Below are 26,465 nucleotides of genomic sequence, written 5' to 3'. Positions count from 1 at the left end.
GGGCATGCCCATCAAGGTGCTGGTCATCGACGATTCGGCGCTGATCCGGCAGATCCTGACGGAGCTTCTCGCGCGGGATCCCGCCATCCAGGTGGTCGGCACCGCGCCGGACCCGATCATCGCGCGGGACCGCATCAAGGCGCTGTCGCCGGATGTGCTGACGCTGGATATCGAGATGCCGCGGATGGATGGCCTCAGCTTCCTGGAGAAGCTGATGGCCTTACGGCCGATGCCGGTGATCGTGGTCTCCACCCTGACGCAGAAGGGCGCCGATGCGGCGGTGCGCGCGCTGGAACTGGGCGCGGTGGACTATCTGCCGAAGCCGCTGATCGACATCCGCAGCGGGATGCTGGAGCTGGGCGCGGAACTGGTGGCGAAGGTGAAGGCCGCCGCCGCCAGCCGGCCACAGGCGCGCCAGTCGCGGCCTGCCGCGCAGGCCCCGCTGCAGGTGGACCCGCGGCTTTCCACCGCCGGGCGGATCGTCGCCATCGGCGCCTCCACCGGCGGGGTGGAGACGCTGCAGCGCATGCTGACGCGCCTGCCCGCCACGGCGCCGGCGGTGCTGGTGACGCAGCACATGCCGGCGGGCTTCACCTCCTCCTTCGCGCGGCGGCTGGACCAGCAATGCGCCATGGTGGTGACGGAGGCCGAGGATGGGCGGCGGGTGCTGCCGGGCCATGTCTACATCGCGCCCGGCGCGCGGCACCTGGAACTGGCGCGTACCGGCGCCCATTTCGCCTGCCGGCTGCATGACGGGCCGGCGGTGTCCGGGCACCGGCCCTCGGTGGATGTGCTGTTCAGCTCCGTCGCCGCCGTGGCCGGGCGCGGCGCGATGGGCATCATCCTGACCGGCATGGGCCGGGATGGCGCCAGCGGGCTGCTGGAGATGCGCCGCGCCGGCGCCCGCACCCTCGGCCAGAGCGAGGCGAGCTGCGTGATCTACGGCATGCCGAAGGCGGCGATGCAGGCCGGGGCGGTGGAGGCGGAAATGCCGCTGGACCGGCTGACGGAGGAGATCGTCACGCTGAAGTAGCAAGCCTGGCCAGGTCCGGCAGCGGCCGGCGGAATGCCGGCATCGCGGCGAAGTGCCGTTCCAGCGCCAGCGCCGCATCCAGCGTGAAGCCATCCGCGCCACGCGGCCCCACCACCTGCAGGCCGAAGGGCATGCCGTTCTCGTCCACGCCGCAGGGGATGCAGAGGGCCGGGTGGCCGGTCATGGAGATGCCGTAGGTGATGCCGGAGGTGGCGAAGTAGCCGCTGAGCGGCATGCCCTCCATCTCCGTCGGATAGGGCAGCTGCTTGGGGAAGGGCGTCAGCGCCTGGGTCGGGCTCAGCAACAGGTCGTGGCGGGTGAAGAACTCCTGAAAGGCGCGGTAGATGCGGGTCTGTTCCGCCTGCGCGGCGGCCAGGTCCGCCAGGCTGTAGCGCAGCCCTTCCTCGTAGTTGCCGCGCGTGTTGGCGCCCAGCAGCATCGGGTCACGCTCGTAGTGCCGCTTGAAGCCGGCCAGGAAGTTCACGCAGCGGATGACGCGGTAGGCGCGGTCGATGCCCGCCATGTCCGGTGCTTCGTCCACGCAGCGCGCGAAGCTTCCCCCCAGCGCCGCCATGCGGGCGGCGAAGACGCGGCGGATGCTGGGGGCGATCGGCGCGAAGCCGAGATCGACGGAAAAGGCGACGCGGAGCGAGGCGAGGTCCACCGGCCGGCGCAGCGCCAGCGCCTCCGCCTCCACCGTCGCGGCCATCGGGTCGCGCGTATCGGGGCTGGCCATGGCGGAGAGCAGCAGCGCCGTGTCCGCCACGTCGCGCCCCATCGGCCCCTGGACCGAGAGCGTGGACCAGCCGATGCGCCGCTTTTCGGAGGCCACCAGCCCCGGCGTCGGCCGGAAGCCCACCACGCCGGACCAGGCGGCGGGCTTGCGCAGCGACCCGCCGGTATCCGAGCCGGTGCAGAGCGGCAGCATCCCCGTGGCCAGCGCCACGCCGGACCCGCCGGAGGAACCGGCGCAGGACAGCGCCGGGTCGAAGGCATTGCCGGTGGCGCCGTAGACATCGTTGATCGTGTTGCCGCCGGTGCCGAATTCCGGCGTGTTGGTCTTGGCCAGGATGATGGCGCCGGCCTGCCGCAGGGCGGCCACCATGCGCTCGTCACGCTCCGGCACATGGTCGCGGAACATCGGCGAGCCATAGGTGGTGCGCAGCCCGGCGGTGTCGTTCAGGTCCTTCACACCCACCGGCAGGCCGTGCAGCGCGCCAAGCCTGTCGCCGCGCATCACCGCTTCTTCCGCGGCGCGCGCCGCCGCCATCCCGCCTTCCGCATCCAGTGCCACCACGGCGTTCACCGCCGGGTTCACCGTCTCGATCCGGCGCAGGCAGGATTGCAGCAATTCAACCGGCGAAAGCCGGCGGTTGCCGATCAGCCGGCGGAGTTCCACCGCCGGCAGGTCGCAGGGGTCGGTCACGGGGCCAGCCTTGTCGCGGTGGCCAGCGTCGCCTGGTTGGTCTGCGGCGTGTAGACGAGGCCGGGCCTGGTCGCCCAGGTGGAGACCCAGAAGACCAGCGGCAGGATGGCGCGGCTGTCCATCACCGTCACCATGATGTCCTGCAGGATGGCGCGGCGGCGGGCCTCATCCACGGTCACCAGCGCCTGGCGGATGGCGGCATCCACCTGCGGGTTGGAATAGCGGCCGCGGTTGGAGCCGCCATAGGCGCCGCCGCGCGTGTGCACGATGCCGACGAAGCTGCCCGCGGCTTCGCCGGTGCCGGCGCCCCAGCTGTGCAGCATGTGCGAGAGTTCGAAGCGCGCGGTGCGGCCGGAATAGACGGTGTGCGGCATGGTCTCGATGGCGGTGCGGACGCCGATGCGCCCCCACATCTGCGCCACCGCCTGCACGGTGCGCGCGGCATTCACGATGCGGTCGTTGCTGGTGTGCAGGACGATGCGGAAGCCGTTCGGATAGCCGGCTTCGGCCAGCAGGCGGCGGGCGCGTTCCGGGTCCGGCGTCTCCGGCTGGATCGCCGGGTTGTAGCCGAAGAAGCCTTCCGGGACGAGCTGGTTGGCGCGCACCGCCTGGCCCTCATTCACCCGATCGACGATCACGCCGCGGTCGATGGCCAGGGACAGCGCCTGGCGCACCCGCAGGTCCTGCATCGGGTTGCGCGGCAGCGGGTTGCCCTCATTGTCCGAGGCATTGCCCGGGATCGGCACGTCATGCTGCACATCGAGCGACAGGAAGGTCATGCGGTTGGTGCTGCCGGACCACAGCCGCACGCTGTCCTGCCCGCGCAGCCGTGCCATGTCGGTGCTCGGCACCTCGTTGATCATGTCCACATCGCCGGCCAGCAGCGCGGCGACGCGGGCCGGGCCGAGGGTGACGATGCGGAAGGTCACCCGCTCCCACGGCTCCGCGCCGCCCCAGTAGCTCGGGTTGCGCTCATAGACCATCCGGTCGCTCGGGCGGTGTTCCACCAGCCGGTAGGGGCCGGTGCCGATGGCCGCGCGCACCGCCTGGTAATCCGCCGTGGTCGCCGATTCGCCGTGCTTGCGGGAGACGATGGCGACGGAGCTGAGATCGATCGCCAGCAGCGGCGCGGGGCCGTTCGTGTGCAGCTGGATGGTGTGCGGGTCGATGATCGTCCAGCTCTTGATCTGCTTGGTGTAGGTGCCGAAGGAGCTCGGGCTGCCCGGCACGCGCGGCGCACGTTCGAGCGAGAAGGCGACATCCTCGGCGGTGAAGGGCGAGCCGTCGTGGAAGGTGACGCCCTGGCGCAGCTTGAACTCCCAGGTGTCGTCGTCGACCAGCCGCCAGGATTCCGCCAGGCCGGGGGTGATCTGCTGATTGGCGTCCTGGTGCGTCAGCGAATCGAAGACGTGCCGGGCCTGGGAGTTGTTGACCCCGTTGTTGTGGTAGTGCGGGTCGAGCGACGTGGGCGCGGCGGCGAGGCCGATGCGGAGTTCAGCGGCGTGCAGCGGCGTGGCGGCCAGCAGCAGGGCCAGGCTGCCGGCGGCGAGGCGGGGAAGGGTGGCCATCGCAATCTCCTTTCGCTGTGCCAGCCTGGGGCTGGCGGTGGGTGGAACAACGCCTCAGGCCAGCAGGCCGGCCAGGGTGGCGTTGAAGGCCTCCGCGGCCTCGTAGCTCACCCAGTGGCCGGCGCCTGGAATCACATGGAAGGGCAGGGCGGGGTCGGCGGCGCGCAGCACCTCGCGCCGCGCCGCGATGGCGCCGCGGCCGACATTGTCCTGCGCGCCCCAGATGCCGGCCAGGCGCCCGCGCAGCGGTGGCAGGCTGCGGGCCAGGATGTCCGTGCGGCTGATCACCGGGCTGCGCACGCGCCCGGCCTCCGCATTGTGCTCCTGCAGGTGCAGCGCCAGCGGGTCGATGCGCGCCGCATCGGCGAACATCAGCACCTCCAGCGTCTGGCGGTGCACGGCCAGCCGCGCCGCGCGGTCCGGCTGGCGGCGCCAGGAGCCCATCGGCGCCATCGGCGCGCGCGGCAGGCCGAGCCCGTTGGAGCCGACGATGACGAAGCGCCGCAGCGCCGCGCCAAGCTGCACTGCCACCGGCCCCCCCAGCACGCCGCCGAAGGAAAACCCCACCAGGTCCAGGGCGGCGCCGCCCGGCAGCAGGCGGTGCAGCCCGTCCACGACGATGGCGGCCATGGCCTGCGGATTCTCGGGCTCCGGCGGCGTCGCCGATTCGCCGAGGCCGGGCAGGTCCACCGCCAGCACCTGGCGGTCGCGCGACAGCGGCAGCACGTTGCGGATCCAGTGGCTCCAGCCGCCATACCCGCCATGCAGCAGCACCAGCGGCGGGGCCTGGCCGCCCTCGCCCCACACATGCCACACCAGGCTGCCGTCGCCGCAGGGCGTTTCGCGGCGCTGCGCCAGGCCCGCCACCTGCGCCTCGATCGCCGCGGGCGTCGTGCCGAGCGCCGCCATGTCGGGCGGGATCGGCGCCAGGCTTTGCAGCACGTCCTGCATCAGCGCCCCTGGAACACCGGGCTGCGCTTTTCCATGAAGGCGCGGCGGCCCTCCGTGTAATCCGCGCTGTTGAAGCAGGTCTCCACATGGCCACGCATCATCGCCGCATCCTGCGCGCTTTCCGGCTTCATCAACTCGTTCACGATGGCCTTGGAGGCGCGCAGCGACAGCGGCGCCTTCTGCGCCAGCAGCGTGGCGTAGGCGCGCACCTCCGCCTCCAGCGCCTCCGGCGCGCAGAGGCGGGAGACCAGGCCGAGGCGCAGCGCCTCCTCCGCCTCCAGCCGGCGGGCGGAGAACAGGATGTCCTTCGCCGCCGCCGGCCCCACCAGCCCCACCAGCCGCCGCAGGCTGTCGGAGGAATAGGCGGCGCCGAGATTGGCCGCCGGAATGCCGAAGCGCGCATCGCTGGCAGCGAAACGGATATCCGCCGCCATGGCGATGCCGAGCCCGCCGCCCAGGCAATAGCCGCGGATCAGCGCGATCAGCGGCTTGTCGAAGGCGTTCAGCATGGCGCGCGCGCTGTCCGACACCGCGGCATAGGCGGCCGCGGATTCCGCGTCGCTGCGGCTTTTCTCGAACTGGGAGATGTCCGCGCCGGAGACGAAGGCGCGATCGCCATCGCCCTGCATCACCACCACGCGGATCGCCGGGTCGGCCTGGAAATCCGCCAGGATCGCCTCCATGGCGCCCCACATCTCCAGCGACATGGCGTTGCGCTTGGTCGGGTTGCTGAAGGTCATCCAGCCGATTCCGCCGGTCTTCTCCGACAGCATGCGTCCCGTCATCGCCGCCGCTCCCTCAGATCACGTTCTGCGCGCGCAGCGCCGCGATGGCTGCCGCGTCGTAGCCCAGCTCAGCCAGCAGCACGTCGCTGTGCTCGCCCAGTTCCGGCGTCGGCATCCGCAGCGTGGCCGGCTGCGGCGCGGCCGAGAGGTTGATCGGCTGGCCGACCACGCCGAGCGTGCCCAGTTCCGCGTGTTCCACCTGCCGCGCAATGCCCAGGTGCTGCACCTGCGGATCCCCGAAGGTCTGGTCGATGCTGTAGATCGGGCCGCTGGGCACGCCGGCCCGGGTCAGCAGCGCCACCACCTCCGCGCTCGACATCGTGGCGGTGATCGCCGCGATGGCCTGGTTCAGCGCCACGCGGTTGCGGCGGCGCTTGCCGGTGTCGTCGAAATCCGGGTGGGTGATCAGGTCCGGCCGGCCCAGCGCCTCGCACAGCCGGCGGTACAGCCGGTCCCCGGCGGCGGCGATGTTCACCGTGCCGTCGGTGGTCGGAAACACGCCGGTGGGCGTGCTGGTCGGGTGGTCGTTGCCGGCCTGGCCGGGCACTTCGCCGTCCATCAGCCAGCGGCTGCCCTGGAAGTCCAGCATGGCAATCTGTGCTTCCAGCAGCGAGGTATGCACCCACTGGCCCTCGCCGGTGTGTTCCCGGTCCAGCAGCGCGATCAGCACGCCCTGCGCCAGGAAATGGCCGGAGGTGAGGTCCGCGATCGGGATGCCGACGCGCACCGGCCCCTGGCCCGGCAGCCCAGTGATGGACATCAGCCCGCCCATCCCCTGCGCGATCTGGTCCACGCCCGGCCGCGTGGCATAGGGGCCGTCCTGGCCGAAGCCGGCGATGGAGCCATAGACGATGCGCGGATTGACCTTGCGGCAAGCCTCGTAGTCCACGCCGAGGCGCGTCTTCACGTCCGACCGGTAGTTCTCCAGCACCACATCGGCGGTCTCGACCAGCCTGAAGAAGATCGCCCTGCCCTCGGCCTGCTTCAGGTTGAGTGTCAGGCTGCGCTTGTTGCGGTGCAGGTTCTGGAAGTCGGAGCCGTGCCGCTTGCCGATCAGCCCGCCGCCCGGCTCATCATCCAGCGACGCCGGCGGCTCGATCTTGATGACGTCGGCGCCCCAATCGGCCAGCTGGCGCGCGCAGGTCGGGCCGGCCCGATGCGCCGTGAGGTCGAGGACGCGGAAGCGGGAGAGCGGCAGGCGCGGTGCGGGCATGGAGCCTCCTGGGCGGGTGGGGCAAGGCTAGGGGTGCCGGTCCGGCGTGGGCAACGCAGGGCAGGGGCAGAATTCCGTTGGGCGGAAAAGCGGGCTCATCCTGCCGGGCAACCCAGCAGGCGGGAGAGGGCGGCGGCGCGCGCCGTCAGCACCTGGCCGAAGCGCGCCTCGTCCCGCGCCGCAAAGCGCGCCTGCGGCAAGGTCAGGCAGAGATCCGCGACGACCTGCCGGCTGGCGCCGAAGACCGGCGCGGCCATGCCCACCGCGCCCAGCGTCTGTTCCCCGCGGGTGATGGCGTAGCCGCGGGCGCGGATGCGTGCCAGGCGGTCCGCCAGCGCCCGCCGGTCCGGCGGCGCCTGGCCATCGACCGGCGAGGTTTCGCCCCTTCCCAGCACATGCGCCAGCTCCTCCCGCCCCAGCCAGGCCAGCATGCAGAGGCCGGTCGCGCCCCAGAGCAGGGACCGGGCGCGGTGCATGCGGATGGGGTAGGGCAGGGGCAGGGCGGCGGGCGCCTTGTCCACGAACATCATGGTCAGCGTCTGCGGCAGCAGCATGCCCAGCATGGCGGTTTCCGCCGTCTCCCGCGCCACCTCCTCCACCACCGGGCGGGCCAGGCGCAGCACGCCGGTCTTGCGCGCGGCGAGTGCGCCGATGCGGCTGAACTCCGCGCTGACGCGGTAGCGCCGGCGCGGCGCGCGGTCGATCATGCCGGCCTGCAGCAGCTGGTCCAGCAGCCGGTGCAGCGTGCTGGCGGGCAGCGCCAGGCGTTCCGACAATTCCTTGATGGAGAGGCTGTCGCCGCCCTCGGCGAAGGCGCGCAGCAGCGTCACCACCCGCGCGGCCACGCCCGCCGCCGCATCCTCCGCCACCTGTGCGCGCCCTGCCACCCTGCCTCGGCCTCCGGCCCCATCCGGGGAACATCAGGACATTCCGCTGGATGGAAGCTTTGCACAGTAGAACGCCTGCGGCCGGACGGTGGCAATGGTAGTCTTTGCCCGCGACAGCGAAGGGGGCGGGGCGATGGCGGGGCGGCTGGACGGGAAGGTGGCCCTGGTGACGGGCGCGGCGCGGCGCAACGGGCGCGCCACGGCGCTTGCCCTGGCCGGGGAAGGCGCCGCCGTGGTGGTGAACACGCGCGCCGCGGTGGCGGAGATCGAGGCGGTGGCGGCGGAGATTCGCGCCGCCGGCGGCCGCGCTCTGGCAGTGCGGGCGGACATCACGGAGGAAGCCGCGGTGGCCGCCATGGTCGCCGCCGCCGTGGCCGAATTCGGCCGGCTCGACATCCTGGTGAACAACGCCGCCGACCGCGCCATCGCGCCCTTCTGCGACATGACGCTAGCGGAATGGTGGCGGGTGACCGGCATCGTGCTGGACGGCGCCTTCCTGTGTGCCCGCGCCGCCATCCCGCACATGATCGCGGCCGGCGGCGGGCGCATCGTCAACATGGGCGGCGTCACCGGCCATGTCGGCGCGCATGAACGCGCCCATGTCAGCACCGCCAAGGCCGGGCTGGTCGGGCTGACCAAGGCGCTGGCGGTGGAATTCGGCGGCCAGGGCATCACCGTCAACTGCGTGGTGCCGGGGCTGATCGGCGGCCCGCGCAGCGCCTCGGCCGGGGAGGCGCCGAGCGGCGGCGGCCGCAGCCGCATCCTGACCGGCGGCGAGGGGCGGGTGGAGGAGGTGGCGGCGATGATCCTGCATCTGTGCCTGCCGGAAAGCCGCTTCATCACCGGCCAGTCGATCCATGTCAGCGGCGGCGCCTACCTGCCCTGATATTCCGCGATGCGGAACGCCGGCGGAAAGCGCGCCGGCGCCGCGAGGCGGCGCCCTAGGCTCCGGCCAGGCCGGCGGGTGAAGCCGGCGGGACAGGGAGGAAGGCGGATGCACGACGCAATGAGGATGCCGCGCCGCGGTGCCTTGGGGCTGCTGCTGGCAGGGATGGCCGCGCGGCCGGCCCGCGCCGCCTGGCCCGACCGCCCGCTGCGGCTGGTCGTCGCCTATGCCGCCGGCGGCACCGGCGACCTGGTGGGCCGCCTGGTGGGAGAGGCGCTGGCGACCCGGCTCGGCCAGCCCGTGGTGGTGGAGAACCAGGGCGGCGCCGGCGGGTCCATCGCGGCCCGCGCCATCAACCGCGCCGCGCCGGATGGCTATGTGATGATGCTGGCGGGCAACGCCATCTTCGCCATCCAGCCGCATCTGGCGCAGGTCGGCTACGACCCCGTCGCGGGCTTCACGCCGATTGCCAATATCAGCGAATCCCAGCGCCTGCTGGCGGTGCGCAATGGCCTGCCGGTGGCCGACCTGGCGCAGTTCATCGCCTATGCGAAGGCGCATCCGGGCAAGCTGAACTACGGCTCCGCCGGCATCGGCTCCACCCTGCATGTGATGACGGAGATGCTGTGCCGGGAAGCCGGCTTCACCGCGGAACACGTGCCCTTCCGCGGCTCCGCCCCCGGGGTGCAGGCGATGCTGTCCGGCGACATCGACTTCATGATCGACACCGGCGTGATCCAGCATGTGGTGCAGGGCCGGCTGCGCGGCCTGGCCGCGGTGGGGGAGACGCGGCTGCCGCAGCTGCCCGGCCTGCCGACCCTGGCCGAGGGCGGCTACCCCGGCGTGCGCACCTCCGGCTGGCAGGCGCTGATGGGGCCGCCGGGGATGGACCCTGCGGTGGTGGCGACGCTGGCCGGCCATGTCCGCGCCGCGCTGGAGGAGCCCGCCTTCCGCGCGAAGCTGGCGCGCGTCGGCGTGGTGCCCAGCTTCCGCGACCCGGCGCAGCTGGCCACCGATCTGCAGGAGGACCATCGCCAGTTCGGCGCGATCATCCGCGCCACCGGCCTGCGCACCGAATGAGCCAGCCGATCAGCCTGCGCGTGGCGGCATGGTCGGTGGGGCTGCGGCCGGAGGCGGTGCCGCCTTCGGTCGCGGCCGCCATCCGGCTGCGCATCCTGGATTTGGTGGGGGTGATGCTGGCGACGCGGGCGGAGCCGATGGCGCAGGCCGCAAGGCGCGCCGCGGTGGCCGCCGATCCGGGGGCCGGCGCGCAGATCCTGGGCGAGACGGAGGAGGTCTCTCCCATGGCGGCGGCCTTCGTGAATGGCGTGCTGACCGCGGTGCTGGAATTCGACGACACGCATATCGAAAGCTTCATCCACCCCACCGCGCCGGTGCTGGCCGCCGTTCTGGCGGAGCTGCCACGGCGGCGGCCGGATGGCGCGGCGCTGCTGACCGCCGTGCTGGCGGGGATGGAGCTGACCTGCCGGCTGGGGCTGGTGCCGCCGGTGCGGCTGCACACGCTGGGCTTCCACCCCACCGCCGTCTTCGGGATTTTTGGCGCCACCCTGGCGCTGGCGCGGTTGCGCGGGCTGGATGCGGCCACCACGGCGGATGCGCTGGGCCATGCCGGCAGCCTCTCCGCCGGGCTGAATGCGGCCTTCGAGGATGGCAGCGCGACCAAGATGATGCATGTCGGCATGGCCGCGACCGGCGCGCTGCGCGCGGTGGCGCTGGCCGAGGCCGGGCTTTCCGGCCCGCGCCCGGTGTTCGAGGGCCGCTTCGGCTGGTTCCGCAGCCATGTGCAGGGCGAGCCCGACCTGCGGCTGGACCGCATCGGCGCCGGGCTGGGCGAGGAATGGGCGGTTCTGGACATCGCCGCCAAGGTGCATCCCTGCGCCTTCACCATGATGCCGCATATCGAGGCAACGCTGGCGCTGCGCGCGGCGCATGGCATCCGGCCCGCGGATGTGGCGGGCATCCTGTGCCTGATCGGCCGGCGCTCCTTCGCCACGATGTGCGAGCCGGTGGCCGACAAGCGCCGCCCCGCCACCAGCTGGCACGGCCGCATCAGCCTGCAGCACACGGTGGCGGAGGCGCTGGTGCGTGGCCGGATGGACAAGGGCGCCTATGCCGAAGACGCGCTGCGCGACCCGCAGGTGAACGCCCTGGCCGATCTGGTGACCTATGAGGACGACCCGGCCACAGTGCCCACCCGGTCCGGCGGCGAGGTGCGGATCACGCTGCGCGACGGTCGCGTGCTGGCGCACCGCATCGAGGACATGCGCGGCACCCGCGCCAACCCGATGACCGAGGCGGATGTACTGGCCAAGTTTCGCGCCAATGCGGGGGATCTGATGCCGGCGGCGGCGCTGGAGGCGACGATCGCGGCGCTGCTGGGGCTGGGCGGGGCGGCGGATGCGGCGGCGGTGTTCGCAGGGATCGGGCGGGGGGTGGGAGGCCATGTCCTGCCGGAGCCTGCCACCGGCTGATTCCGTGGCGGTGCCGGTCGGCTGGATCGCCGTCGGCGTCCCGGTGTGCATCCTGCCACCGGACCGACACGAGGAGATCCGGGCCGTGCCGCGGCCACCCGACGGTCCGCACCCCGTCCTCGGCGCCATGTGATGCCCGCCAGGCCCGGGCCCTGGCCCGGCGCCCTGCCGCCGATGCGCCCCTGGCCGGGGAAGGCGCCAGCGTTGGGCGGCGCGGTGGCGCGCTTCAGCGCCCCGGCCCCTCGGCGCCGCCCGCCTTCAAGGCGCTCAGCAGGCGGCCGAGCCCGCGGTCGACGACCTTCTCGGTGCGCAGCACGACGGCAAGCTGGCGTGACAGGGCCGGGCGAAGCGGCCGCACCACGGTGCCCGGAACCTGGCCCTCGAGTGCCAGCGAAGGCAGCACGGAACAGCCCCGGCCACTCGCGACCAGCACCTTGATCGCCTCGACGCTGCCGAGTTCCATCTTGAGCCGGGGCGCCAGGCCGGCGCGCCGGAACCAGCCATCGATGATGGCGCGCGTGGTGCCGCCGCCCTCATAGAGGATCAGCGGCAGGTCCCCGAGCTCCGCCGCCGTCAGCGCGGCCCGGCCGGCCGGCGCCATGGCTTCGGGCAGCAGCGCCAGCAGCGGGTCCGTGGCGATGCGCGTCGCCGTCAGCGAACGGGCGAGCGCGGTGGGGAAGGTGACCAGCGCCGCATCCAGCTCGCCTTCCTCGACCCGCTGCAGGATGTCGGGCGTGTTGCCGGTGGCGATGATGACCTCGAGCCCCGGCATGCGCTCGTTCAGCTCCGCCAGAACCGGCGGCAGAAGGTGGATGCAGGCGGTGGCCCCGGTGCCGAGGCGGACGCGCCCGGTCTCCCCCGCCCGATGCGCGCCCGCCGCCGCCATCGCATCCTCGACCGCGGCCTGCGCCCGGCGCGCGGGTTCGATCAGCGCCCGCCCCGCCGCTGTCGGCACCGCACGCCCGCCGACCCGTTCCAGCAGCCGGACACCCAGGGCGCGCTCCAGCTCCCGCAGCTGCTGGCTGGCCGCCGGCTGGGTCAGGCCGAGCGCCTGCGCCGCCGCCGTGACGCCGCCGGTATCGACAACGGAGAGGAAGGTCCGCAGCTGGCGGAGGCTCGGGTCGCGCATGCCGGAAACTTATCAGCATGCGGCGCATCAGATAAACTTGCTGTTGTCGCGCGGAGGCCGGCGGCACCCTGCGGCCATGGACACGCAAGCATTTTCCCTGCCCGCCCGGCCGGCCCCGGCCATCCGCATCAGGCCCTCGCGGAACGAGGACCTCGGTGCCATCACGGCCATCTATGGCCACCATGTGCGGCATGGCACCGCCTCCTTCGAGCTCGAGCCACCCGGTGTCGAGGAAATGCGGCGCCGCCGGGTGGAGATCCTGATGCGCAGGCTGCCCTATCTGGTCGCCGAGGATGCGGACGGCGCGATCCTCGGCTACGCCTATGCCGGCGCCTACCGGCCCCGCGCGGCCTATGGGAACACCGTCGAGAATTCGATCTATGCCCGGCACGACGCCGTCGGGCGGGGCATCGGCACCCGGCTGCTCGCCGAGCTGATCGCGCGCTGCGAGGCGCTCGGGCTGCGGCAGATGGTCGCGGTGGTGGGCGACAGTGCGAACCTGGCTTCGGTGCGCCTGCACCAGGCGCTCGGCTTCCGGGTGGTCGGCACGCTGCATGCCGTCGGTCGCAAGCACGGGCGCTGGCTGGACAGCGTGCTGCTGCAGCGCCCGCTCGGCCGCGGCGAGGCCACCGCGCCGCTCGGAGAGGGCTGAGGCCATGCAGCCAGGGGATGCCGCGGCGCCGCGCCTGCCCTGGCGCGTGCCTGCCGCGCTGGGCGCCAGCCAGCTGGTGCATTGGGGCTCGCTGTACTACGCCTTCGCCATGCTGGTGCCGGCGATGGCCGGCGATCTCGGCGGTTCGCGCGACGCGGTGATGGGTGCCTTCTCCGCCGGGCTTCTGGCGCAGGGCGCCGCGGCGCTGCTCGCCGGGCGGCTGATCGACCGCCTCGGCGCACGGCGCGTCATGACCGCAGGCTCGCTCGCCGCCGGGCTGGGCCTCGCCGCGGCCAGCCGCGCGGAGGCGCTATGGCAGCTCTATGCCGCCTGGATCGCGATCGGCGCGGTCATGGCCTTCACCCTCTACGAGGCCGCCTTCGCCGCGGTGGCCGCCGCCTTCGGCGGCGCGCAGGCACGCCGCGGCATCGCGGCCGTCACCCTGGCCGGCGGCTTCGCGAGCACGCTGTCCTGGCCGCTCGTCGGCCTGTCCGTGGAGGGGCTGGGCTGGCGCGCGACGCTGCTGGTGCTTGCCGCGCTCAACGCCGCCTGTGCCCTGCTGCACTGGCTGTGCCTGGAACGGCCGGCCCGGGGTAACGACGCCGTGCGCCCGCGCATGGCGGGCGGCGATGGCGCCACGCTGCGGGAGATCCTGCGCCATCCCGGCTTCTGGTGGCTTTCCGGCTCGACGCTTCTGACCGCCGCGGTCAGCGCCTCGGTGGCGATGCACCTGGTGCCGGCCCTGCTGTCGAAGCAGCTCGACATGGCGGCAGCCGTGGCCGTCGCGGCGCTGCTGGGCCCGATGCAGGTGGCCGGGCGGCTGGTGGAGCGCACGATCGGCCGCCACGCCTCGCTGCGCGCGATGGGCATCACGGCGCTGGCGGTGGCCGTCCTGGCCCTGGCCGGGCTTGCCGCGGCAGGGGGCCCGCTGGCCGCCGCGATGGCGGTGCTCGCCTACGGCGCGGCGAATGGCGTGCTCACCATCCTCCGCGGCGCGGCGCCGGCGGAGCTTTTCGGCACCCGGGCCTATGCCTCCGCCGCCGGGATCGTGGCGACGGCGAATGCGGTCGCGGCGGCGACCGGCCCCCTCGCGGTCGCGTGGCTCTGGGCGGCTTCGGGAGGGTATGGCGTCGCGCTGTTCGCCCTCGCCCTGGTCGCGCTGGTCGCCTTGGCGGCTTTCACCGTGGCAACCCGCCCGCCGCCCGCCGCGAAGGCCTAGGCTGCTCGGCTCCCCGCTCAATCCCGGAAATACAGCCGCATCGGCGTATCCCCGCCGATCTGCGCCCGCAGCAGCGGGTCCGGCACCCAGTCATGGAAGGCGGCGAGGGTGTCGGCGTAGGTGACGCGGTCCTCGAAGGCGGCGAAGGGCCAGTCGCTGCCCCAGAGCAGCCGTGCCCCGCCCGCCACGCGGACCAGCGCCTGCGCATAGCCGCGCGCGGCCTCCGGCGAGGCCATGCGGAAGCCGGCGGAAAGCTTCACCCAGGTGCGGCCGCGCTCCACCGCCGCCAGCACGGCGCGGAAACCCGGGCAATTCACCCCCGCCACCGGGTCCGGCTTGCCCAGATGGTCGATCACCAGCCGCACGCCATAGCCTTCCAGCGTCTCGATCGTGGCGGGCAGGCGCGGGCTGTTGTCCAGCAGCTGCACATGCCAGTCGAGGTCCGCGGCGCGCTTCAGCAGGCGGCGGTACTCCGGGCTGCGCAGATCCGGCATCGCCGGCGCGCGGCTCAGCACGAAGCGCATGCCGACCACGCCTTCCGCCTTCATCCGCTCCAGCGTGTGGAAGTCCAGCTCCGGCAGCGCGTTGATGGTGGCGCGGAAGCGGCGGTGGCGGCGCAGCGCGCGCAGCGTGTAGTCGTGATAGCTGCCGTTCAGGCTGGCCGCGGCGATCACCCCGAAGCCGACGCCGTGCGCGTCCATCGTCGCGATGAAGTCCTCGGTGGTCGCATCCGCCGGCGGGTGGTGCCAGGCGGTGCCGATCAGCGGCATGTCGGCGGTGTAGAGGTGGAAATGCGTGTCCACCAGCGGCGCGTCGATCATCGGCTCTGCCTCTCCCCTGCGCCCGCTACCAGGGAAGCGGACCCCACCGCCGTTCTCGCGCATCCCGGGGTGCCCTGGCCATCCGCCCCCGCGCCCGCGGCGCGCTTGACGTGCTGCCATTCCGGATGCCGGAATGACGCGGCACCGCCTGCGCCCTGGCGCCGCCACGGTGGCACCCTGGCGGCCGCCGGCAACGGACCGGCGGGAGGGGGGAAGGGGCGCGCATGCGGGTGGTGGAATACAGGGGCCATGGCGGGCCGGAGGTGCTGGCCCTGGCGGAGCGCCCGCTGCCCGAATGCGGCCCGGGCCAGGTGCGGCTGCGGGTTGCCGCCGCCGGGGTGAACCGGCCGGATGTGCAGCAGCGCAAGGGCCTGTACCCGCCGCCGCCGGGCGTGACCGACATCCCCGGCCTCGACATCGCGGGGGTGGTGGAGGCGGCGGCACCGGATGTCGCCTGGCCGCGGCCGGGCGATGCGGTCTGCGCGCTGGTGGCCGGCGGCGGCTATGCCGAGCACAGCATCGCCCCCGCCCTGCAATGCCTGCCGGTGCCGCGCGGCTTCAGCTTCATCGAGGCGGCTTCCCTGCCGGAGGTCTTCTTCACCGCCTGGAACAACGTGATGGATCTCGGCAGGCTGGCGGAAGGCGAGACGCTGCTGGTGCAGGGCGGCACCAGCGGCGTCGGCCTGGCGGCCATGCAGCTGGCGCTGCGGCTGCGCGGCGCCACGGTGCTGGCCACCAGCAGCAGCGCGGCGAAGCAGGCGGTGTGCCGGCAGATGGGCGCCACCGGCGTGGTGGACTACCGCGACGCCGACTGGCCGCAGCAGGTCCGCGCGCTGACCGGCGGCCGCGGCGCCGACGTGATCCTGGATTCGCAGGGTGGCGACTACACCCAGGCGGAGCTGGACCTGCTGGCGCCGGATGGCAGGCTGGTGCTGATCGCCAGCCACCGCGCGCCGCGCGCCGAGATCAGCACGCGCGACATCTACATCCGCCGCCTGACGCTGACAGGCTCCACCCTTCGCGCCCGGCCGCCCGCCTACAAGGGCCGCATCGCCGCGGCCCTGCGGGCGCAGGCCTGGCCGCTGCTGGAACAGGGGCTGATCCGCACGCTGGTCTGCGGCGTGCACCCGCTGGCGGACGCCGCGGCGGCCCAGGCGGTGCTGGATGGCAACCGGCAGATCGGCAAGCTGGTGCTGGCCGTGGCGCCGGATGCCGCTTCGGTGCCCGGCGGATGAGCGACCCGCCGGTGCAATCCGTGCTGCGCGCGCTGGCCCTGCTGAAGGAGCTGAACCGCCAGCGCAACACCACGGTGGACCAGTTGCACCGCAACACCGGCCTGCCCAAGCCCACCATCATGCGCCTGCTCGGCACGCTGGCCGCGGCGGGGCTGGTGGCGAAGGGGGAACGCGGCATCGGCTACCGCATCACCTCGGAAGTGGCGGCGCTGAGCTGCGGCTTCCATGGCGGGCCGCTGGTGGCGGAAGCCGGCAAGCCCTGGGCGGCGGACCTCACGCGGCGGCTGAAATGGCCGGCGGCGATCGCGGTGGCGGACCAGGCGCGGGTCGCGATCAGCGTCAGCACCATCGCCGAGAGCAGCGTCTCGCCCTTCCATGCCACGATCGGCGTGCGGCTGAGCATGGTGACGCGGGCGCTGGGCCGCGCCTGGCTGGCCTTCTGCACGGAGGCGGAGCGGCAGATCCTGCTGCGCATGCTGGCCGCCTCCCCGGATCCCGAGGATTGCCCGCCGAACCTGGAGCGGGTGGTGCAGGGCATCGTCACCACGGTGCGGCGCCAGGGCTATGCGCTGCGCGACCCGGCGGTGGAGCCGCGGAGCTCGGACACGGTGGCGGTGCCGATCCTGCTGGGCAGCCAGGTGGCCGGCACCATCGGCCTGTCCTATTTCCGCTCCGTCGTCAGCCACGCCACGCTGGTGGACGTGCTGGTGCCCGCCCTGCAGGAGGCGAGCCGGCAGATCACCGCCTCCATGGAACGCCTCTCCCACAGTCGCGAACGCTGAGCCTTCCGCCCTGCGGAATGGCGCGCGATGCCGCTGCGAGCCGCGGCGGGCCTGGCCTAGGCTCGCCGCGGGGGAAACCATGCTCGGTCCGCAGCGCATCGCACCAGGCCCGGCCCGGGCCTCATACCAAATTCCATTGATTGGAACCTGCGCCCGCCCGAGGCGGGCGAGCGGCCGAGCGGCCGCCGCGCCACGTCGCGCGCAGCCAAGCCGCAGGAGGCCGACGCCGGCGATTGAGGCAGTGATCGGTCACGATCACCGGGATCTGTCATCACCCGGACGGCATCGGGTAATCCGCAGCGTTCAGCACCCAGCCGGGCTTGCGGGAGAAATCCACGCGCGGCGGGCAGAAGATGTCCACCATCTGCCCGGCCTGCTCGGCGCGGGAGGTGTGGATGCTGGGCGGCGGGATGACGGTGACGGAGGGGGCGCCGCAATATTCATGCTCGTCCTCGCGCCAGGCGGTCATGTCCGGCACCCAGGGCCAGCGGATGTGGTGGGTGTAGCCGCCATCGAGCACCAGCGAGCATTGCTCGAAATCATCGTGGTGGTGCGGCGACAGCTTGCGCAGGTCGCGCGGGCCGGCGGCCGGGTCCAGGTAGTTCACCATGAAGGTGGTGCAGCGCCAGATGCGGCCGAAGCGGCCGGCTTCCTTCGGCACTTCCAGGCTGTAGCGGCGGATGCGGAAGCCGTCCGGCGGCATCGGCCAGTTCTGCAGCGGCGGGATGCGCGGATCCGGCTCGGCGAAGGCCGCCTGGTTGCTGCACAGCGCCGCCAGGTCCGTGCTGCGCGGCGTGAACAGCCGCACGATGCGCCCGGCGCCCTGGATGACGAGGCGGCTGTCGCCCGGCGGGATGAAGCAGACGCTGTGGCCGGCCACCGTCTGCGTCTCCGCCCCGGCGGTCACCATCACGGTGGTGGCGGCTTCCGGCTGCAGCAGCACGTATTCGTCCGGCTGGTCGTGGCGTTCCAGCACGGCGCCGTCCGTCACCTCGGAATAAGCGATGATGAAGTTGCGGCCGCGGACGTACCAGCTGCGGATGCCGTCCGCATCCTCCTGCGGCGCGGTCTCGTAGAAGCGGGCGTAGTGGGCGGGGGTGTAGGGCGCGTTGCTGCCGGCGGGGCTGGCGGGGGCGGGGGCCAGGGCGGCGCGGGGGTCGGAGGGATCATAGGCCATGGGGCGTCTCCAGCCTGGGCATCTGTTCCGTATGACGGAACAGTGTTCCGTTGTTGCGTCCGATGCTGTTGCCGTTGCCGCCGCCTGTCAACGCCCCGCCGCGTCCCGGTGGCCAAGCCTCGCGGAAATTGCCGCCGCCGCCTGCCGCAGCTGGCGGATCTGCCCCTCCGCCGGCTCCGCGGCGATGAACTGGATGGAGCCGAGGATGGCGACGGCGCCCACCATCTCCCCCCCGCCATCGAAGATCGGCGCCGCCAGCGCGTTCACGCCCTCCATGCTCTCGCCCGGCGCGGTGGCCCAGCCGCGCGCCTGGATCCGCGCCAGCTCCGCGCGCAGCACCTCCGGGTCCGTGATGGTGTGGCGCGTGCGCAGGTCGAGGCGCGACAGCAGCACGCGCTCGCGCAGCGCGGCATCGGCATGGGCCAGGGTGAGCTTGCCCTGCGCCGTGCAGTGCAGCGCCATCAGCGAACCCGGCTTGACCACGATCTCGATCGCCTCGCGCCCCGGCAGCGTCGCCAGCACCACGGCGCCGGCGGGATCCGCCCGGCTGATCACCACGGACTGCCCGAGGCGGTCGCGCAATTCGTGCAGCGTTTCGCGCGCGATGCTGGCGAGATCGAAATGCTCGGCCACGGTGCGGCCCAGCGTCACCAGGCGGCTGCCCACGCCGTATTTCTCGGAGGCCGCGTTCTGCACGATGTAGCCGCAGGCGAGCAGCGTGCGCAGGTGGCGGTGGACGCGGCTTTTCGTCGTGCCCAGCGCGCGGGCGAGGTCGGAGACGCCGACGCCGCCGCGCTGGGCGGCCAGGTATTCCAGGATCTCGAAGGCGATGGCGACAGCCTGCAGGCCTTCGCCGCGCGGCGGTCCGTCGATGCGGGGCATGCGGGATCCTTTCCCTGCCGGAGGTCCGGCTTGACACCAGGCGGGGCTGGACGGATGGTTCCCGCGGTGTTTCTTTTGACGAACCACTGTTCCGATAAACAGAACGACTCGTAGCAAGACAACCCGCGCCCGTCAAACCCCGCGCCGCCAACCGGAGCCAGCATGGCAAGCCCCAGCCCCGCCGACAGCTTCCGCACCCGCCTGCAGCGCGGCGACCTGCTGGTCGGCAGCTTCATCAAGACGCCGACCCTGCACGCCACGGAGATCCTGGGCGGCATCGGCTTCGACTTCGTCGTGGTGGATGAGGAGCATTCGCCCTTCGACCGCCAGGCCACCGATGCCGCGCTGTTCGCCGCGCGCGCCACCGGCGCGGCCGGGCTGGTGCGCGTGCCGACGGCGGCGGCGCACCACATCCTGTCCGTGCTGGATTGCGGCGCCACCGGCGTGCTGGTGCCGCATGTGGCCAGCGCCGCCCTGGCGGCGCAGGTGGCCGCGGCGGCGCGCTACCGCGGCGGCCGGCGCGGCTATTCCGGCTCCGTCCGCGCCGCCGGCTATGGCGGCGGCCGCATGGCGGACTACATCGCCGCCGCCGATGCCGCGACCACCGTGGTGGCGCAGATCGAGGATCCGGAAGCGCTGGAGGAGATCGACGCCATCGCCGCCACCCCCGGCATCGACGCGCTGTTCATCGGCCGCGGCGACCTGACCGCGGCGCTGGCCGCGCCTTCCAACGACTCGCCGCCGATCCGCGACGCGGTGGCCCGCATCGCCGCCGCGGCGCGGCGCGCCGGCAAGCCGGTGATGGTCTTCGTCGGCGGGATGGCGGAGGCCACCTGGCTGCGCGAGGTCGGCGCCACCGCCTTCGTCCATTCCTCGGACCAGGGTTTCATGAAGCAGGCCGCCGCCCGGGCGCTGGCCGAGATGCGCGCGCTCGGCCAGCCCGGCGCCTGAAAGGGAGTGAGACAGGATGAGCCTTGCCGATCCGAAGCTGGTGGACGACCTGATGCAGGGCGCCATCGACCTGCATTGCCACAGCGGCCCCTCCGTGATGGCGCGCGCGCTGAACCATGAGCAGGCGCTGGAACAGGCCGCCGCCGCCGGCATGCGCGCCGTGCTGTTCAAGGACCACTACTACCCCACCGGCCCCTTCGTCGATGTGCTGAAGGAATCGGGCAAGGCGACGAAGGCCGAGCCGATCGGCAGCATCGTGCTGAACAATTCGGTCGGCGGCGTGAACCCCTTCGCGGTGGAACCGGCGGTGAAGTGCGGCGCGCGCGTGGTCTGGATGCCCACCGTCTCCGCCGCCAACCACATCCGCGAAGGCCACCGCAAATCGCTGCTGCCGACCAAGGGCAAGATGCTGAAGCAGGTGGCGCTCAGCGTCGTCGATGCGCGCGGCGATCTGCTGGACAACGTCAAGCAGGTGCTCGACATCATCGCCGAGCATGACGTGGTGCTGTCCTGCGGCCATCTGCACATCAGCGAGGTGTGGCCGCTGTTCGAGGAGGCGAAGCAGCGTGGCTGCACGCGCCTGCTGGTGAACCACCCCAGCTACACCGTCGGCGCCTCCCTGTCCGACGTGAAGGAACTGGTCTCGATTGGCGCCTGGATCGAGCATTCGATCTGCATGTTCATCCCCGGCCGGCTGAAATGCTACGACGACGCCTTCCTCAAGGCGCTGATCGAGGCGGCGGGCGTGGACCGCACCTTCTTCGGCTCCGACCTCGGCCAGGCCAATGCGACCCTGCCGGTGGAAGGCTTCCGGCAGATCATCGGCCTGTGCCTGTCGCTGGGCTATTCGGTGGAGGAGGTGCGCAAGATGGTCGGCAGCAACGCCGCCCAGCTGGCCCGCATCGGGGCCAACGCGCCGGCCGGCTGAAGCGGACCCCGCGGGAAACCCGTTGCCATCCGGCGGGGGATCGCCCATCTCGGGGCTCCCCCCCCCCCAAGGCAGGATGGACCCCGGGTTGGAGACGCGGCAGCAGACGGAGCTGGAGAAGGTCAAGGCGCGCATCCGCGCCCTGGCCGCCAAGACCACGGATCGCGGGTGTTCGGAGGCCGAGGCGCTGATCGCCGCCCAGAAGGTCGGCGAATTGCTGGAGGTCTACGGCCTCACCATGTCCGAGGTGGAGCTGCGCGAGGAGCTCTGCATCCAGCGCGAGACGGTGCTGACCGGCCCGCGGACCCAGGCGCTGGGCGGCATCTTCATGGCCATCATCCGGATGACGGAGACGCGCGGCTGGATGAACGGCCGCTACGGCTATGTGCTGTTCGGGCTGGAGCCGGACGTGCTGATGGGCGTCTACCTGCTGCACCTGGTGGCGGGGGCGGTGGACCATGAGGAAGCGGTCTTCCGTGCCAGCGAGGCCTATCGCCGCAGCCGCCGCACCCCGCAGCAGCGCCTGCGCAGCTTCCGCTACGGCTTCGCGGAACGCGTGGCGGCGCGGATGGACGAGCTGGCGGCGCATCGCCGGCAGGCCGCCGCCGCCGCGCAGGCCAACAGTACCGGCACGGCGCTGGTGCTGGTGAAGGAACAGCGCCTGGCGGAGGCCTTCAGGGGCCTTGGCATTCGGCTCCGTTCCCGCACCACCACGCGGCGCGTCGCCGATGGCGCCGCCTACCGGCACGGCATGGAGGCCGGCGGCCGCGTGGGCCTGGAACGGCCGGTGGGACAGGGCGGCGGCACCAGGGCGCTGCCGCGCCGATGAACCGGCAGGCCCGCGCCGTCTATGCGTGGGAGGACCGGGTGGTGGCGCCGCGCGATGCCTCCCGCGTGCCCTTCGCCCGGATGCAGGCGCTGGTCGATCATGTCTGGGCGTCGGAGGGGCTGCGCTGGCCACCCCGGGTGCGGCCGAAGCGCCCCAGCCGCGCCACGCTCGCCACCGGCAGCCGGCTCGCGATCGAAGCGCCGGCCGAATTGCCGAGCTGGGTGCTGCTGCACGAGATCGCCCACGCCATGACCGATCCGGATGACGGCACCCCGGGCAATCACGGGGCGGATTTCCTGGGTGTCTATGTCGGGCTGCTGGTGCGCCACGCGCGCATGGACCCTGGCCTGCTGGCGGAAAGCCTGGCCGAGGCGGGGCTGGCCTGGAACCCCGCGGCAAGGCCGCTGCTGGCCGGCGCTTGAGCCGCCGCCCGGGTCATGCTGCCCTGGCGGCCAACACCGGGGGAACCGCCATGCACGACCTGACCATCCGCGAAGTGCGCACCACGCTGCTGCGCATGCCCTGGGCCGAGGACCCCTGGATGGCGGGCCACGCGCTGGGCGCGATGCGGGAGTTGGTGGTGGTGGAGGTGGTGACCGAATCCGGCCTGGCCGGCATGGGCTACCTGCACCTGCTGAACCTGCCCCTGCAACGCACCATCGGCGCCTGCATCGAGGAGGCCATGGCGCCGCGCCTGATCGGCCGCGACGCCAGCGCCGTCGAGGCGATCTGGCGCGACCTGTGGCGCGTGACGCTGACCGGCGGCCGCGGCGGCGTGGCGATGATGGCGCAATCGGCCATCGACATCGCGCTGTGGGACGTGCTGGGCAAGGCGGCCGGCCTGCCGCTGCACCGGCTCTGGGGCCATTACCGCAGCGCCATCCCGATCTATGGCAGCGGCTGCTTCCGCGGCGCCCGCGGCGACGGCATGATCGCCAAGGCGCAGCGCTACGTCGAACAGGGCTACCGCGCCATCAAGATGCAGGTGGCCCATATCGGCGACCTGCGCACGGACCTCGACAATGTGCGGCGGATGCGGGAGGCGCTGGGGCCGGACATCGACATCATGATCGACGTGAACATGGGCTGGTCGGCCGATGTGGCGATCCAGATGGGCCGGAAGTTCGAGGCATTCGACATCTACTGGCTGGAGGAGCCGGTGCTGCCGGACGACTATGCCGGCTACCTTCGCTGCGCCGAGGCGCTGGACCTGCGCGTGGTGGGTGGGGAGACGCATTTCGGCCGCGCCGACCTGAAGCCCTTCCTGGAAAACCCGCGCCTGCCCATCCTGCAGCCGGACCCGATGCGCGGCGGGCTGACGGAGTTGCGCAAGATCGCCACCGTCGCCGAGACCTGGGGCATGAGCATCGCGCCGCATCTGTTCCCCGAATTGAACGTGCACCTGCTGGCCAGCATCCCGAACGGCATCTGGGCGGAGCAGATGGGGCTGCTCGACGATGTCTGGGTCAGCCGGCCGCGCATCGAGGGCGGCATGATCCATGCGCCGGAGACGCCCGGCCATGGGCTGGCATTCCGGCCGGAGGTGCTGAAGGATTGCGTGCTGCGGCCGTGACGCGCCGTACCAGGGGAGGATGGCCATGCCGAAGACACCGCCGGAGAGGATGCGCGCGCTGCTGGCCGCGCCGGGCTTCGTCACCATGCCGGCGGTGTGGGACGGGCTGAGCGCCAAGCTCACCGCAGAAGCCGGCTTCGCCACCGCCTTCCTCAGCGGCTCCTGCGTCGCGGCCAGCCGGCTGGGCGGGCCGGACCTGGACCTGGTCTCCTTCGCCGAGATGTTCGACAGCTTCCAGATGGTGCGCGGCGCGGCGCCGGACCTGCTGGTGCTGGCCGATGGCGACCATGGCTATGGCAATGCGATGAACGTGCAGCGCACCGTGGCCGCCTATGGTCGCGCCGGCGCCGCCGCCATCCTGATCGAGGACAAGATCACCCCGCGTGCCCTGACCGCCGCCGGCAAGCCCTGCCTGCCGCGGGAGGAAGCGCGGATGAAGGTGCGCGCTTCGGTGCTGGCGGCGCGGGAATCCGGCATCCTGGTGCTGGCCCGCACCGATTGCCGCCCGACCCAGGGCTTCGCGGAAGCCGCGGCGCGGATCGCCGCCTTCGTCGAGGAGGGGGCGGACATCCTGTTCCTCGATTCGCCGGCGGATGACGACGAGATCCGCGGCTTCGTCGCCGCCGCCGCCGGGCGGCCGTGCTTTGCCGTGCTGTCCCCCGGCGCCCCGCGCGCCACGCCGGACCGGGCGCAGGCGGCGGCGCTGGGGCTGAAGATCGGCACCTATCCCACGGGCCTGCTCTCCCCGGCCGCGGCGGGGCTGAAGGCGGGGCTGGCAGCCCTGCAGGCGGGGGAGGCGGAGGCGGTGATGGCCCTGCCGCCGGCGGAACTGCGCGCCACGCTCGGCTATGCCGACTACGACAAGGCCGCCGCCGCCTTTCTCGCGAAGGGCTGAGCCTTTCCCTGGCTGGCGCAATCTGTCCCGCCATGCTGGACTTCCGCGCGCAGGGGCAGCCCCGACCTGCGCGTGCGAGGGGCAGCGAACGGCGCGCCAATCGCCGCGGAGGGAATGACGCCATGCGACATCTGTTGCTGGCCTGTGCGCTTGGCGGCCTCGCGCTGCCGGCGGCGGCCGAGGTCGTGCGCTTCGAGGTGATCGAGACGACGCCTGCCTTCGAGGGCCGCAGCTTCGGCGCGGCCGGCCCCTACCAGCGCATCACCGCGCGCGCCACCATCGCCGTCGATCCTGCCGATCCCCGCAACGCGGTGATCGCCGATATCGACCGCGCCCCGCGTAACGCCCAGGGGCGGGTGGAGGCTGTGGCCGATGTGGTGCTGCTGCGCCCGGCCGACCCCGCGCGCGGCAATGGCACGCTGCTGGTGGATGTGCCCAATCGCGGCCGCAAGCTGGCGCCGCAACTGTTCGACGACGCCGCGCAGCCAGGCGCCAACCGGGCGGCGCAGGCGGCCGATGCCGGGATCGGCTTCCTGCACGGGCGCGGCTACACCATGGCCTGGATCGGCTGGCAGGCGGATATCCCCTCCCAGCCGCTGCAACTCGCGCTGCGCGCCCCCGCGCTGGCGGGCGTCACGGGGCCGGCGCGGGACGAATTCCTGTTCGACCACACCCGCAACCCGGCCACCGCGAACCTGTCCTGGACGATCGCGGACAATGCCAGCCTGGCGGTGACGGTGCGCGGCCATTGGGCAGAGCCGCGGCAGACGCCGCCGGGGCTTTCCCCCCGCGCCACCGGCCCGCAGCGGGTCGAGATCACCCGGCCGGCGAGCGGCTTCGACGCCGCCGCGCTGTATGAGGTGACCTATACGGCGAAGGACCCGGTGGTGCTCGGCCTCGGCTTCGCCGCGACGCGGGACGTCGCCGCCTTCCTGCGACGGGAGGGCGGCACGACGAACCCGCTGGCCGTCGCCGGCCGGCCCACGGTCAGCCGCGCCATCGGCTTCGGCGTCTCGCAGTCCGGGCGCTTCCTGCGCGACTTCCTCTGGCTCGGCTTCAACGAGGATGAGCAGGGGCGGATGGTGTTCGACGGGCTGATGCCGCATGTCGCCGGCGCCCGGCGCATGGCGACGAACTACCGCTTCGGCCTGGCCGGCCGCAATGCGCGCCACCCGCAGGATCCCGCCTGGCAGGCGGATACCTTCCCCTTCACCTATGCGACGCTGGCGGACCGGCTGTCCGGCCGGCGCGACGGGCTGATGCTGCGCTGCCGGCTGAACAACACCTGCCCGCGGGTGATCCAGACCGACAGCGAGCATGAATGGTGGGCCTCCCGCGCCTCGCTGCTGGTGACGGATCTGGCGGGCAACCACCTGGACCTGCCGGAGGATGTGCGCGCCTACATGGTGGCCGGCACGCCGCATTTCGCCGCGCCGGGCGGCCAGCTGCGCCAGGCGCCGACGATGGCGCTGCCGGTGAACCCGATGCATGCCGGCGCGCCGATGCGGGCGCTGCTGGTGGCGATGGAGGAATGGCTGGCGGAAGGCGTGACCCCGCCGGCCAGCCGCGTGCCGATGCGCGCCCATGGCACGCTGGTGGCGGCGGAGGCGGCGGTGCCGCAGGGCATTCCGGGGCTGCCCTATGCCGGGATCCACACCGGGGCCAGCATTTCCGACCAGTCGGTGTTCCCGCCGCGCGAGATCGGCACCTATCCGGTCTTCGTGCCGCGCGCCGATGCGGATGGCATGGCGATCGCGGGCATCCGGATGCTGCCGCTGGCGGTGCCGCGTGCCAGCTATACCGGCTGGAACCCGCGCGCCGAGGGGTTCGGCGCCGGCACGCTGTTCCCGTTGCAGGGCGCGGTTTCGCCCTTCGCGGCGACGCGCGCGGCGCGGCAGGCGGCGGGCGACCCGCGCCCCTCGATCGAGGAGCGCTACGCCGACCAGGCCGCCTACGTCGCCGCGGTGCGCCAGGCGGCGGCCCGCATGGTGGCGGAGCGGCTGCTGCTGGCCGAGGACGCGGCCCGTGCCGTGGCGGCGGCCGAGGCCGGGCGGCTGGCGCAGCTGGCGCCCTGAACGGCGGGCAATGCCCGCCGCCGATGGGCTCGACCGGCGCCCGCCGCAGGCGGGCGAGCGGCCGGATGGCCGCCGC

25 protein-coding genes are annotated in these 26,465 nt (G+C 72.8%); 15 read left to right on the top strand and 10 right to left on the bottom strand.

The window, feature by feature from the left end; translation table 11 throughout:
- Positions 1–4 precede the first annotated feature (4 nt).
- Positions 5–1,033, top strand: a complete 1,029-nt coding sequence (locus HEQ75_RS10350; RefSeq protein WP_168030021.1) for a protein-glutamate methylesterase/protein-glutamine glutaminase — start codon at positions 5–7, stop codon at positions 1,031–1,033.
- On the opposite strand, the gene HEQ75_RS10345 is transcribed toward HEQ75_RS10350, so the two are convergent.
- The 6 genes from HEQ75_RS10345 to HEQ75_RS29040 all read right to left on the bottom strand — a co-directional run bounded on the left by HEQ75_RS10345 (position 1,020) and on the right by HEQ75_RS29040 (position 7,863).
- Entirely contained in the window at positions 1,020–2,459 is a 1,440-nt protein-coding gene (locus HEQ75_RS10345; protein ID WP_168030019.1) for an amidase, read from the bottom strand. The genes HEQ75_RS10350 and HEQ75_RS10345 overlap by 14 nt on opposite strands.
- Entirely contained in the window at positions 2,456–4,027 is a 1,572-nt protein-coding gene (locus HEQ75_RS10340; RefSeq protein ID WP_168030017.1) for an ABC transporter substrate-binding protein, read from the bottom strand. Before HEQ75_RS10340 ends, HEQ75_RS10345 begins: the two co-directional genes overlap by 4 nt.
- A 54-nt stretch (positions 4,028–4,081) precedes the next feature.
- Complete coding sequence (locus HEQ75_RS10335) at positions 4,082–4,978, bottom strand: alpha/beta fold hydrolase (protein WP_168030015.1); 897 nt, start codon at positions 4,976–4,978, stop codon at positions 4,082–4,084.
- Positions 4,978–5,763, bottom strand: a complete 786-nt coding sequence (locus HEQ75_RS10330) for an enoyl-CoA hydratase (RefSeq protein ID WP_168030013.1) — start codon at positions 5,761–5,763, stop codon at positions 4,978–4,980. Before HEQ75_RS10330 ends, HEQ75_RS10335 begins: the two co-directional genes overlap by 1 nt.
- Positions 5,764–5,776: 13 nt before the next feature.
- Positions 5,777–6,976 (bottom strand): CaiB/BaiF CoA transferase family protein, encoded by a 1,200-nt coding sequence (locus HEQ75_RS10325; RefSeq protein WP_168030011.1) that lies wholly within the window; start codon positions 6,974–6,976, stop codon positions 5,777–5,779.
- A 95-nt stretch (positions 6,977–7,071) separates the two neighbouring features.
- Positions 7,072–7,863: an IclR family transcriptional regulator gene (locus HEQ75_RS29040; protein ID WP_168030009.1), complete on the bottom strand. Its 792-nt coding sequence runs from the start codon at positions 7,861–7,863 to the stop codon at positions 7,072–7,074.
- Between the two features lie 94 nt (positions 7,864–7,957).
- Between HEQ75_RS29040 and HEQ75_RS10315 the strand changes: the two genes are divergently transcribed.
- The 3 genes from HEQ75_RS10315 (at position 7,958) to HEQ75_RS10305 (ending at position 11,241) form a co-directional block, all read left to right on the top strand.
- Entirely contained in the window at positions 7,958–8,749 is a 792-nt protein-coding gene (locus HEQ75_RS10315) for an SDR family NAD(P)-dependent oxidoreductase (RefSeq protein WP_235961477.1), read from the top strand.
- A gap of 120 nt (positions 8,750–8,869) precedes the next feature.
- A complete protein-coding gene (locus tag HEQ75_RS10310) occupies positions 8,870–9,829 on the top strand; it encodes a Bug family tripartite tricarboxylate transporter substrate binding protein (protein ID WP_168030007.1) in 960 nt (319 codons plus the stop codon).
- A complete protein-coding gene (locus tag HEQ75_RS10305; RefSeq protein WP_168030005.1) occupies positions 9,826–11,241 on the top strand; it encodes an MmgE/PrpD family protein in 1,416 nt (471 codons plus the stop codon). The genes HEQ75_RS10310 and HEQ75_RS10305 overlap by 4 nt, the downstream gene beginning before the upstream one ends.
- Positions 11,242–11,467: 226 nt before the next feature.
- Here HEQ75_RS10305 and HEQ75_RS10300 read toward each other — a convergent pair whose 3' ends face one another.
- Positions 11,468–12,370, bottom strand: a complete 903-nt coding sequence (locus tag HEQ75_RS10300; protein ID WP_168030003.1) for a LysR family transcriptional regulator — start codon at positions 12,368–12,370, stop codon at positions 11,468–11,470.
- Positions 12,371–12,446: 76 nt separating this feature from the next.
- Here HEQ75_RS10300 and HEQ75_RS10295 point away from each other — a divergent pair, with 76 nt between their 5' ends.
- Positions 12,447–13,022 (top strand): GNAT family N-acetyltransferase, encoded by a 576-nt coding sequence (locus tag HEQ75_RS10295; protein ID WP_168030001.1) that lies wholly within the window; start codon positions 12,447–12,449, stop codon positions 13,020–13,022.
- Positions 13,023–13,026: 4 nt separating this feature from the next.
- A complete protein-coding gene (locus HEQ75_RS10290; protein ID WP_168029999.1) occupies positions 13,027–14,241 on the top strand; it encodes an MFS transporter in 1,215 nt (404 codons plus the stop codon).
- A 17-nt stretch (positions 14,242–14,258) separates the two neighbouring features.
- Here the strand turns inward: HEQ75_RS10290 and HEQ75_RS10285 are convergent, their stop codons facing one another.
- Positions 14,259–15,062, bottom strand: coding sequence for an amidohydrolase family protein (locus HEQ75_RS10285; RefSeq protein ID WP_168029997.1), 804 nt, complete (start codon positions 15,060–15,062; stop codon positions 14,259–14,261).
- A 224-nt stretch (positions 15,063–15,286) separates the two neighbouring features.
- Between HEQ75_RS10285 and HEQ75_RS10280 the strand changes: the two genes are divergently transcribed.
- Together HEQ75_RS10280 and HEQ75_RS10275 are read left to right on the top strand one after the other, a co-directional pair.
- Complete coding sequence (locus HEQ75_RS10280; RefSeq protein ID WP_168029995.1) at positions 15,287–16,297, top strand: NAD(P)H-quinone oxidoreductase; 1,011 nt, start codon at positions 15,287–15,289, stop codon at positions 16,295–16,297.
- Complete coding sequence (locus HEQ75_RS10275; protein WP_168029993.1) at positions 16,294–17,079, top strand: DNA-binding transcriptional regulator; 786 nt, start codon at positions 16,294–16,296, stop codon at positions 17,077–17,079. The genes HEQ75_RS10280 and HEQ75_RS10275 overlap by 4 nt, the downstream gene beginning before the upstream one ends.
- 271 nt (positions 17,080–17,350) lie before the next feature.
- Here HEQ75_RS10275 and HEQ75_RS10270 read toward each other — a convergent pair whose 3' ends face one another.
- Entirely contained in the window at positions 17,351–18,256 is a 906-nt protein-coding gene (locus HEQ75_RS10270; protein ID WP_168029991.1) for a cupin domain-containing protein, read from the bottom strand.
- 87 nt (positions 18,257–18,343) lie between these two features.
- Positions 18,344–19,138: an IclR family transcriptional regulator gene (locus HEQ75_RS10265; RefSeq protein ID WP_168029989.1), complete on the bottom strand. Its 795-nt coding sequence runs from the start codon at positions 19,136–19,138 to the stop codon at positions 18,344–18,346.
- A gap of 162 nt (positions 19,139–19,300) precedes the next feature.
- On the opposite strand from HEQ75_RS10265, the gene HEQ75_RS10260 reads away from it, so the two are divergent.
- The 7 genes from HEQ75_RS10260 (at position 19,301) to HEQ75_RS10230 (ending at position 26,389) form a co-directional block, all read left to right on the top strand.
- Positions 19,301–20,089 (top strand): HpcH/HpaI aldolase family protein, encoded by a 789-nt coding sequence (locus tag HEQ75_RS10260; RefSeq protein WP_168029987.1) that lies wholly within the window; start codon positions 19,301–19,303, stop codon positions 20,087–20,089.
- A gap of 16 nt (positions 20,090–20,105) precedes the next feature.
- Positions 20,106–21,017, top strand: a complete 912-nt coding sequence (locus HEQ75_RS10255) for a DUF6282 family protein (protein WP_168029985.1) — start codon at positions 20,106–20,108, stop codon at positions 21,015–21,017.
- Between the two features lie 76 nt (positions 21,018–21,093).
- Positions 21,094–21,846 carry a DUF2786 domain-containing protein gene (locus HEQ75_RS10250; protein WP_168029983.1) on the top strand — a complete coding sequence of 251 codons (753 nt, stop codon included), beginning with the start codon at positions 21,094–21,096 and terminating at the stop codon, positions 21,844–21,846.
- On the top strand, positions 21,843–22,268 hold the full coding sequence (locus HEQ75_RS10245; protein ID WP_168029981.1) for a hypothetical protein: 426 nt from the start codon (positions 21,843–21,845) through the stop codon (positions 22,266–22,268). Before HEQ75_RS10250 ends, HEQ75_RS10245 begins: the two co-directional genes overlap by 4 nt.
- A gap of 50 nt (positions 22,269–22,318) precedes the next feature.
- Positions 22,319–23,419, top strand: coding sequence for a mandelate racemase/muconate lactonizing enzyme family protein (locus HEQ75_RS10240; RefSeq protein ID WP_168029979.1), 1,101 nt, complete (start codon positions 22,319–22,321; stop codon positions 23,417–23,419).
- A 25-nt stretch (positions 23,420–23,444) separates the two neighbouring features.
- Entirely contained in the window at positions 23,445–24,314 is an 870-nt protein-coding gene (locus HEQ75_RS10235; protein WP_209318471.1) for an isocitrate lyase/PEP mutase family protein, read from the top strand.
- Between the two features lie 122 nt (positions 24,315–24,436).
- Positions 24,437–26,389 (top strand): alpha/beta hydrolase domain-containing protein, encoded by a 1,953-nt coding sequence (locus HEQ75_RS10230; RefSeq protein ID WP_168029977.1) that lies wholly within the window; start codon positions 24,437–24,439, stop codon positions 26,387–26,389.
- Positions 26,390–26,465: the final 76 nt, after the last annotated feature.

Source organism: Falsiroseomonas selenitidurans, from assembly GCF_012103215.1.
Taxonomy (GTDB): Bacteria; Pseudomonadota; Alphaproteobacteria; order Acetobacterales; family Acetobacteraceae; genus Falsiroseomonas; species Falsiroseomonas selenitidurans.
This window is presented reverse-complemented; position numbering and strand designations above follow the sequence as displayed.

What these genes read in the sequence shown, in the direction of transcription:
- HEQ75_RS10310 (WP_168030007.1), top strand. Translation starts at nt 8,870, where the DNA reads ATGAGGATGCCGCGCCGCGGTGCCTTGGGGCTGCTGCTGGCAGGGATG.
- HEQ75_RS10295 (WP_168030001.1), top strand. Translation starts at nt 12,447, where the DNA reads ATGGACACGCAAGCATTTTCCCTGCCCGCCCGGCCGGCCCCGGCCATC.
- HEQ75_RS10315 (WP_235961477.1), top strand. Translation starts at nt 7,958, where the DNA reads ATGGTAGTCTTTGCCCGCGACAGCGAAGGGGGCGGGGCGATGGCGGGG.
- HEQ75_RS10335 (WP_168030015.1), bottom strand. Translation starts at nt 4,978, where the DNA reads ATGCAGGACGTGCTGCAAAGCCTGGCGCCGATCCCGCCCGACATGGCG.
- HEQ75_RS10255 (WP_168029985.1), top strand. Translation starts at nt 20,106, where the DNA reads ATGAGCCTTGCCGATCCGAAGCTGGTGGACGACCTGATGCAGGGCGCC.
- HEQ75_RS10285 (WP_168029997.1), bottom strand. Translation starts at nt 15,062, where the DNA reads ATGATCGACGCGCCGCTGGTGGACACGCATTTCCACCTCTACACCGCC.
- HEQ75_RS10350 (WP_168030021.1), top strand. Translation starts at nt 5, where the DNA reads ATGCCCATCAAGGTGCTGGTCATCGACGATTCGGCGCTGATCCGGCAG.
- HEQ75_RS10265 (WP_168029989.1), bottom strand. Translation starts at nt 19,138, where the DNA reads ATGCCCCGCATCGACGGACCGCCGCGCGGCGAAGGCCTGCAGGCTGTC.
- HEQ75_RS10260 (WP_168029987.1), top strand. Translation starts at nt 19,301, where the DNA reads ATGGCAAGCCCCAGCCCCGCCGACAGCTTCCGCACCCGCCTGCAGCGC.
- HEQ75_RS10275 (WP_168029993.1), top strand. Translation starts at nt 16,294, where the DNA reads ATGAGCGACCCGCCGGTGCAATCCGTGCTGCGCGCGCTGGCCCTGCTG.
- HEQ75_RS10240 (WP_168029979.1), top strand. Translation starts at nt 22,319, where the DNA reads ATGCACGACCTGACCATCCGCGAAGTGCGCACCACGCTGCTGCGCATG.
- HEQ75_RS10230 (WP_168029977.1), top strand. Translation starts at nt 24,437, where the DNA reads ATGCGACATCTGTTGCTGGCCTGTGCGCTTGGCGGCCTCGCGCTGCCG.
- HEQ75_RS10280 (WP_168029995.1), top strand. Translation starts at nt 15,287, where the DNA reads ATGCGGGTGGTGGAATACAGGGGCCATGGCGGGCCGGAGGTGCTGGCC.
- HEQ75_RS10290 (WP_168029999.1), top strand. Translation starts at nt 13,027, where the DNA reads ATGCAGCCAGGGGATGCCGCGGCGCCGCGCCTGCCCTGGCGCGTGCCT.
- HEQ75_RS10250 (WP_168029983.1), top strand. Translation starts at nt 21,094, where the DNA reads ATGGACCCCGGGTTGGAGACGCGGCAGCAGACGGAGCTGGAGAAGGTC.
- HEQ75_RS10245 (WP_168029981.1), top strand. Translation starts at nt 21,843, where the DNA reads ATGAACCGGCAGGCCCGCGCCGTCTATGCGTGGGAGGACCGGGTGGTG.
- HEQ75_RS10235 (WP_209318471.1), top strand. Translation starts at nt 23,445, where the DNA reads ATGCCGAAGACACCGCCGGAGAGGATGCGCGCGCTGCTGGCCGCGCCG.
- HEQ75_RS10270 (WP_168029991.1), bottom strand. Translation starts at nt 18,256, where the DNA reads ATGGCCTATGATCCCTCCGACCCCCGCGCCGCCCTGGCCCCCGCCCCC.
- HEQ75_RS10300 (WP_168030003.1), bottom strand. Translation starts at nt 12,370, where the DNA reads ATGCGCGACCCGAGCCTCCGCCAGCTGCGGACCTTCCTCTCCGTTGTC.
- HEQ75_RS10305 (WP_168030005.1), top strand. Translation starts at nt 9,826, where the DNA reads ATGAGCCAGCCGATCAGCCTGCGCGTGGCGGCATGGTCGGTGGGGCTG.
- HEQ75_RS10325 (WP_168030011.1), bottom strand. Translation starts at nt 6,976, where the DNA reads ATGCCCGCACCGCGCCTGCCGCTCTCCCGCTTCCGCGTCCTCGACCTC.
- HEQ75_RS10340 (WP_168030017.1), bottom strand. Translation starts at nt 4,027, where the DNA reads ATGGCCACCCTTCCCCGCCTCGCCGCCGGCAGCCTGGCCCTGCTGCTG.
- HEQ75_RS10330 (WP_168030013.1), bottom strand. Translation starts at nt 5,763, where the DNA reads ATGACGGGACGCATGCTGTCGGAGAAGACCGGCGGAATCGGCTGGATG.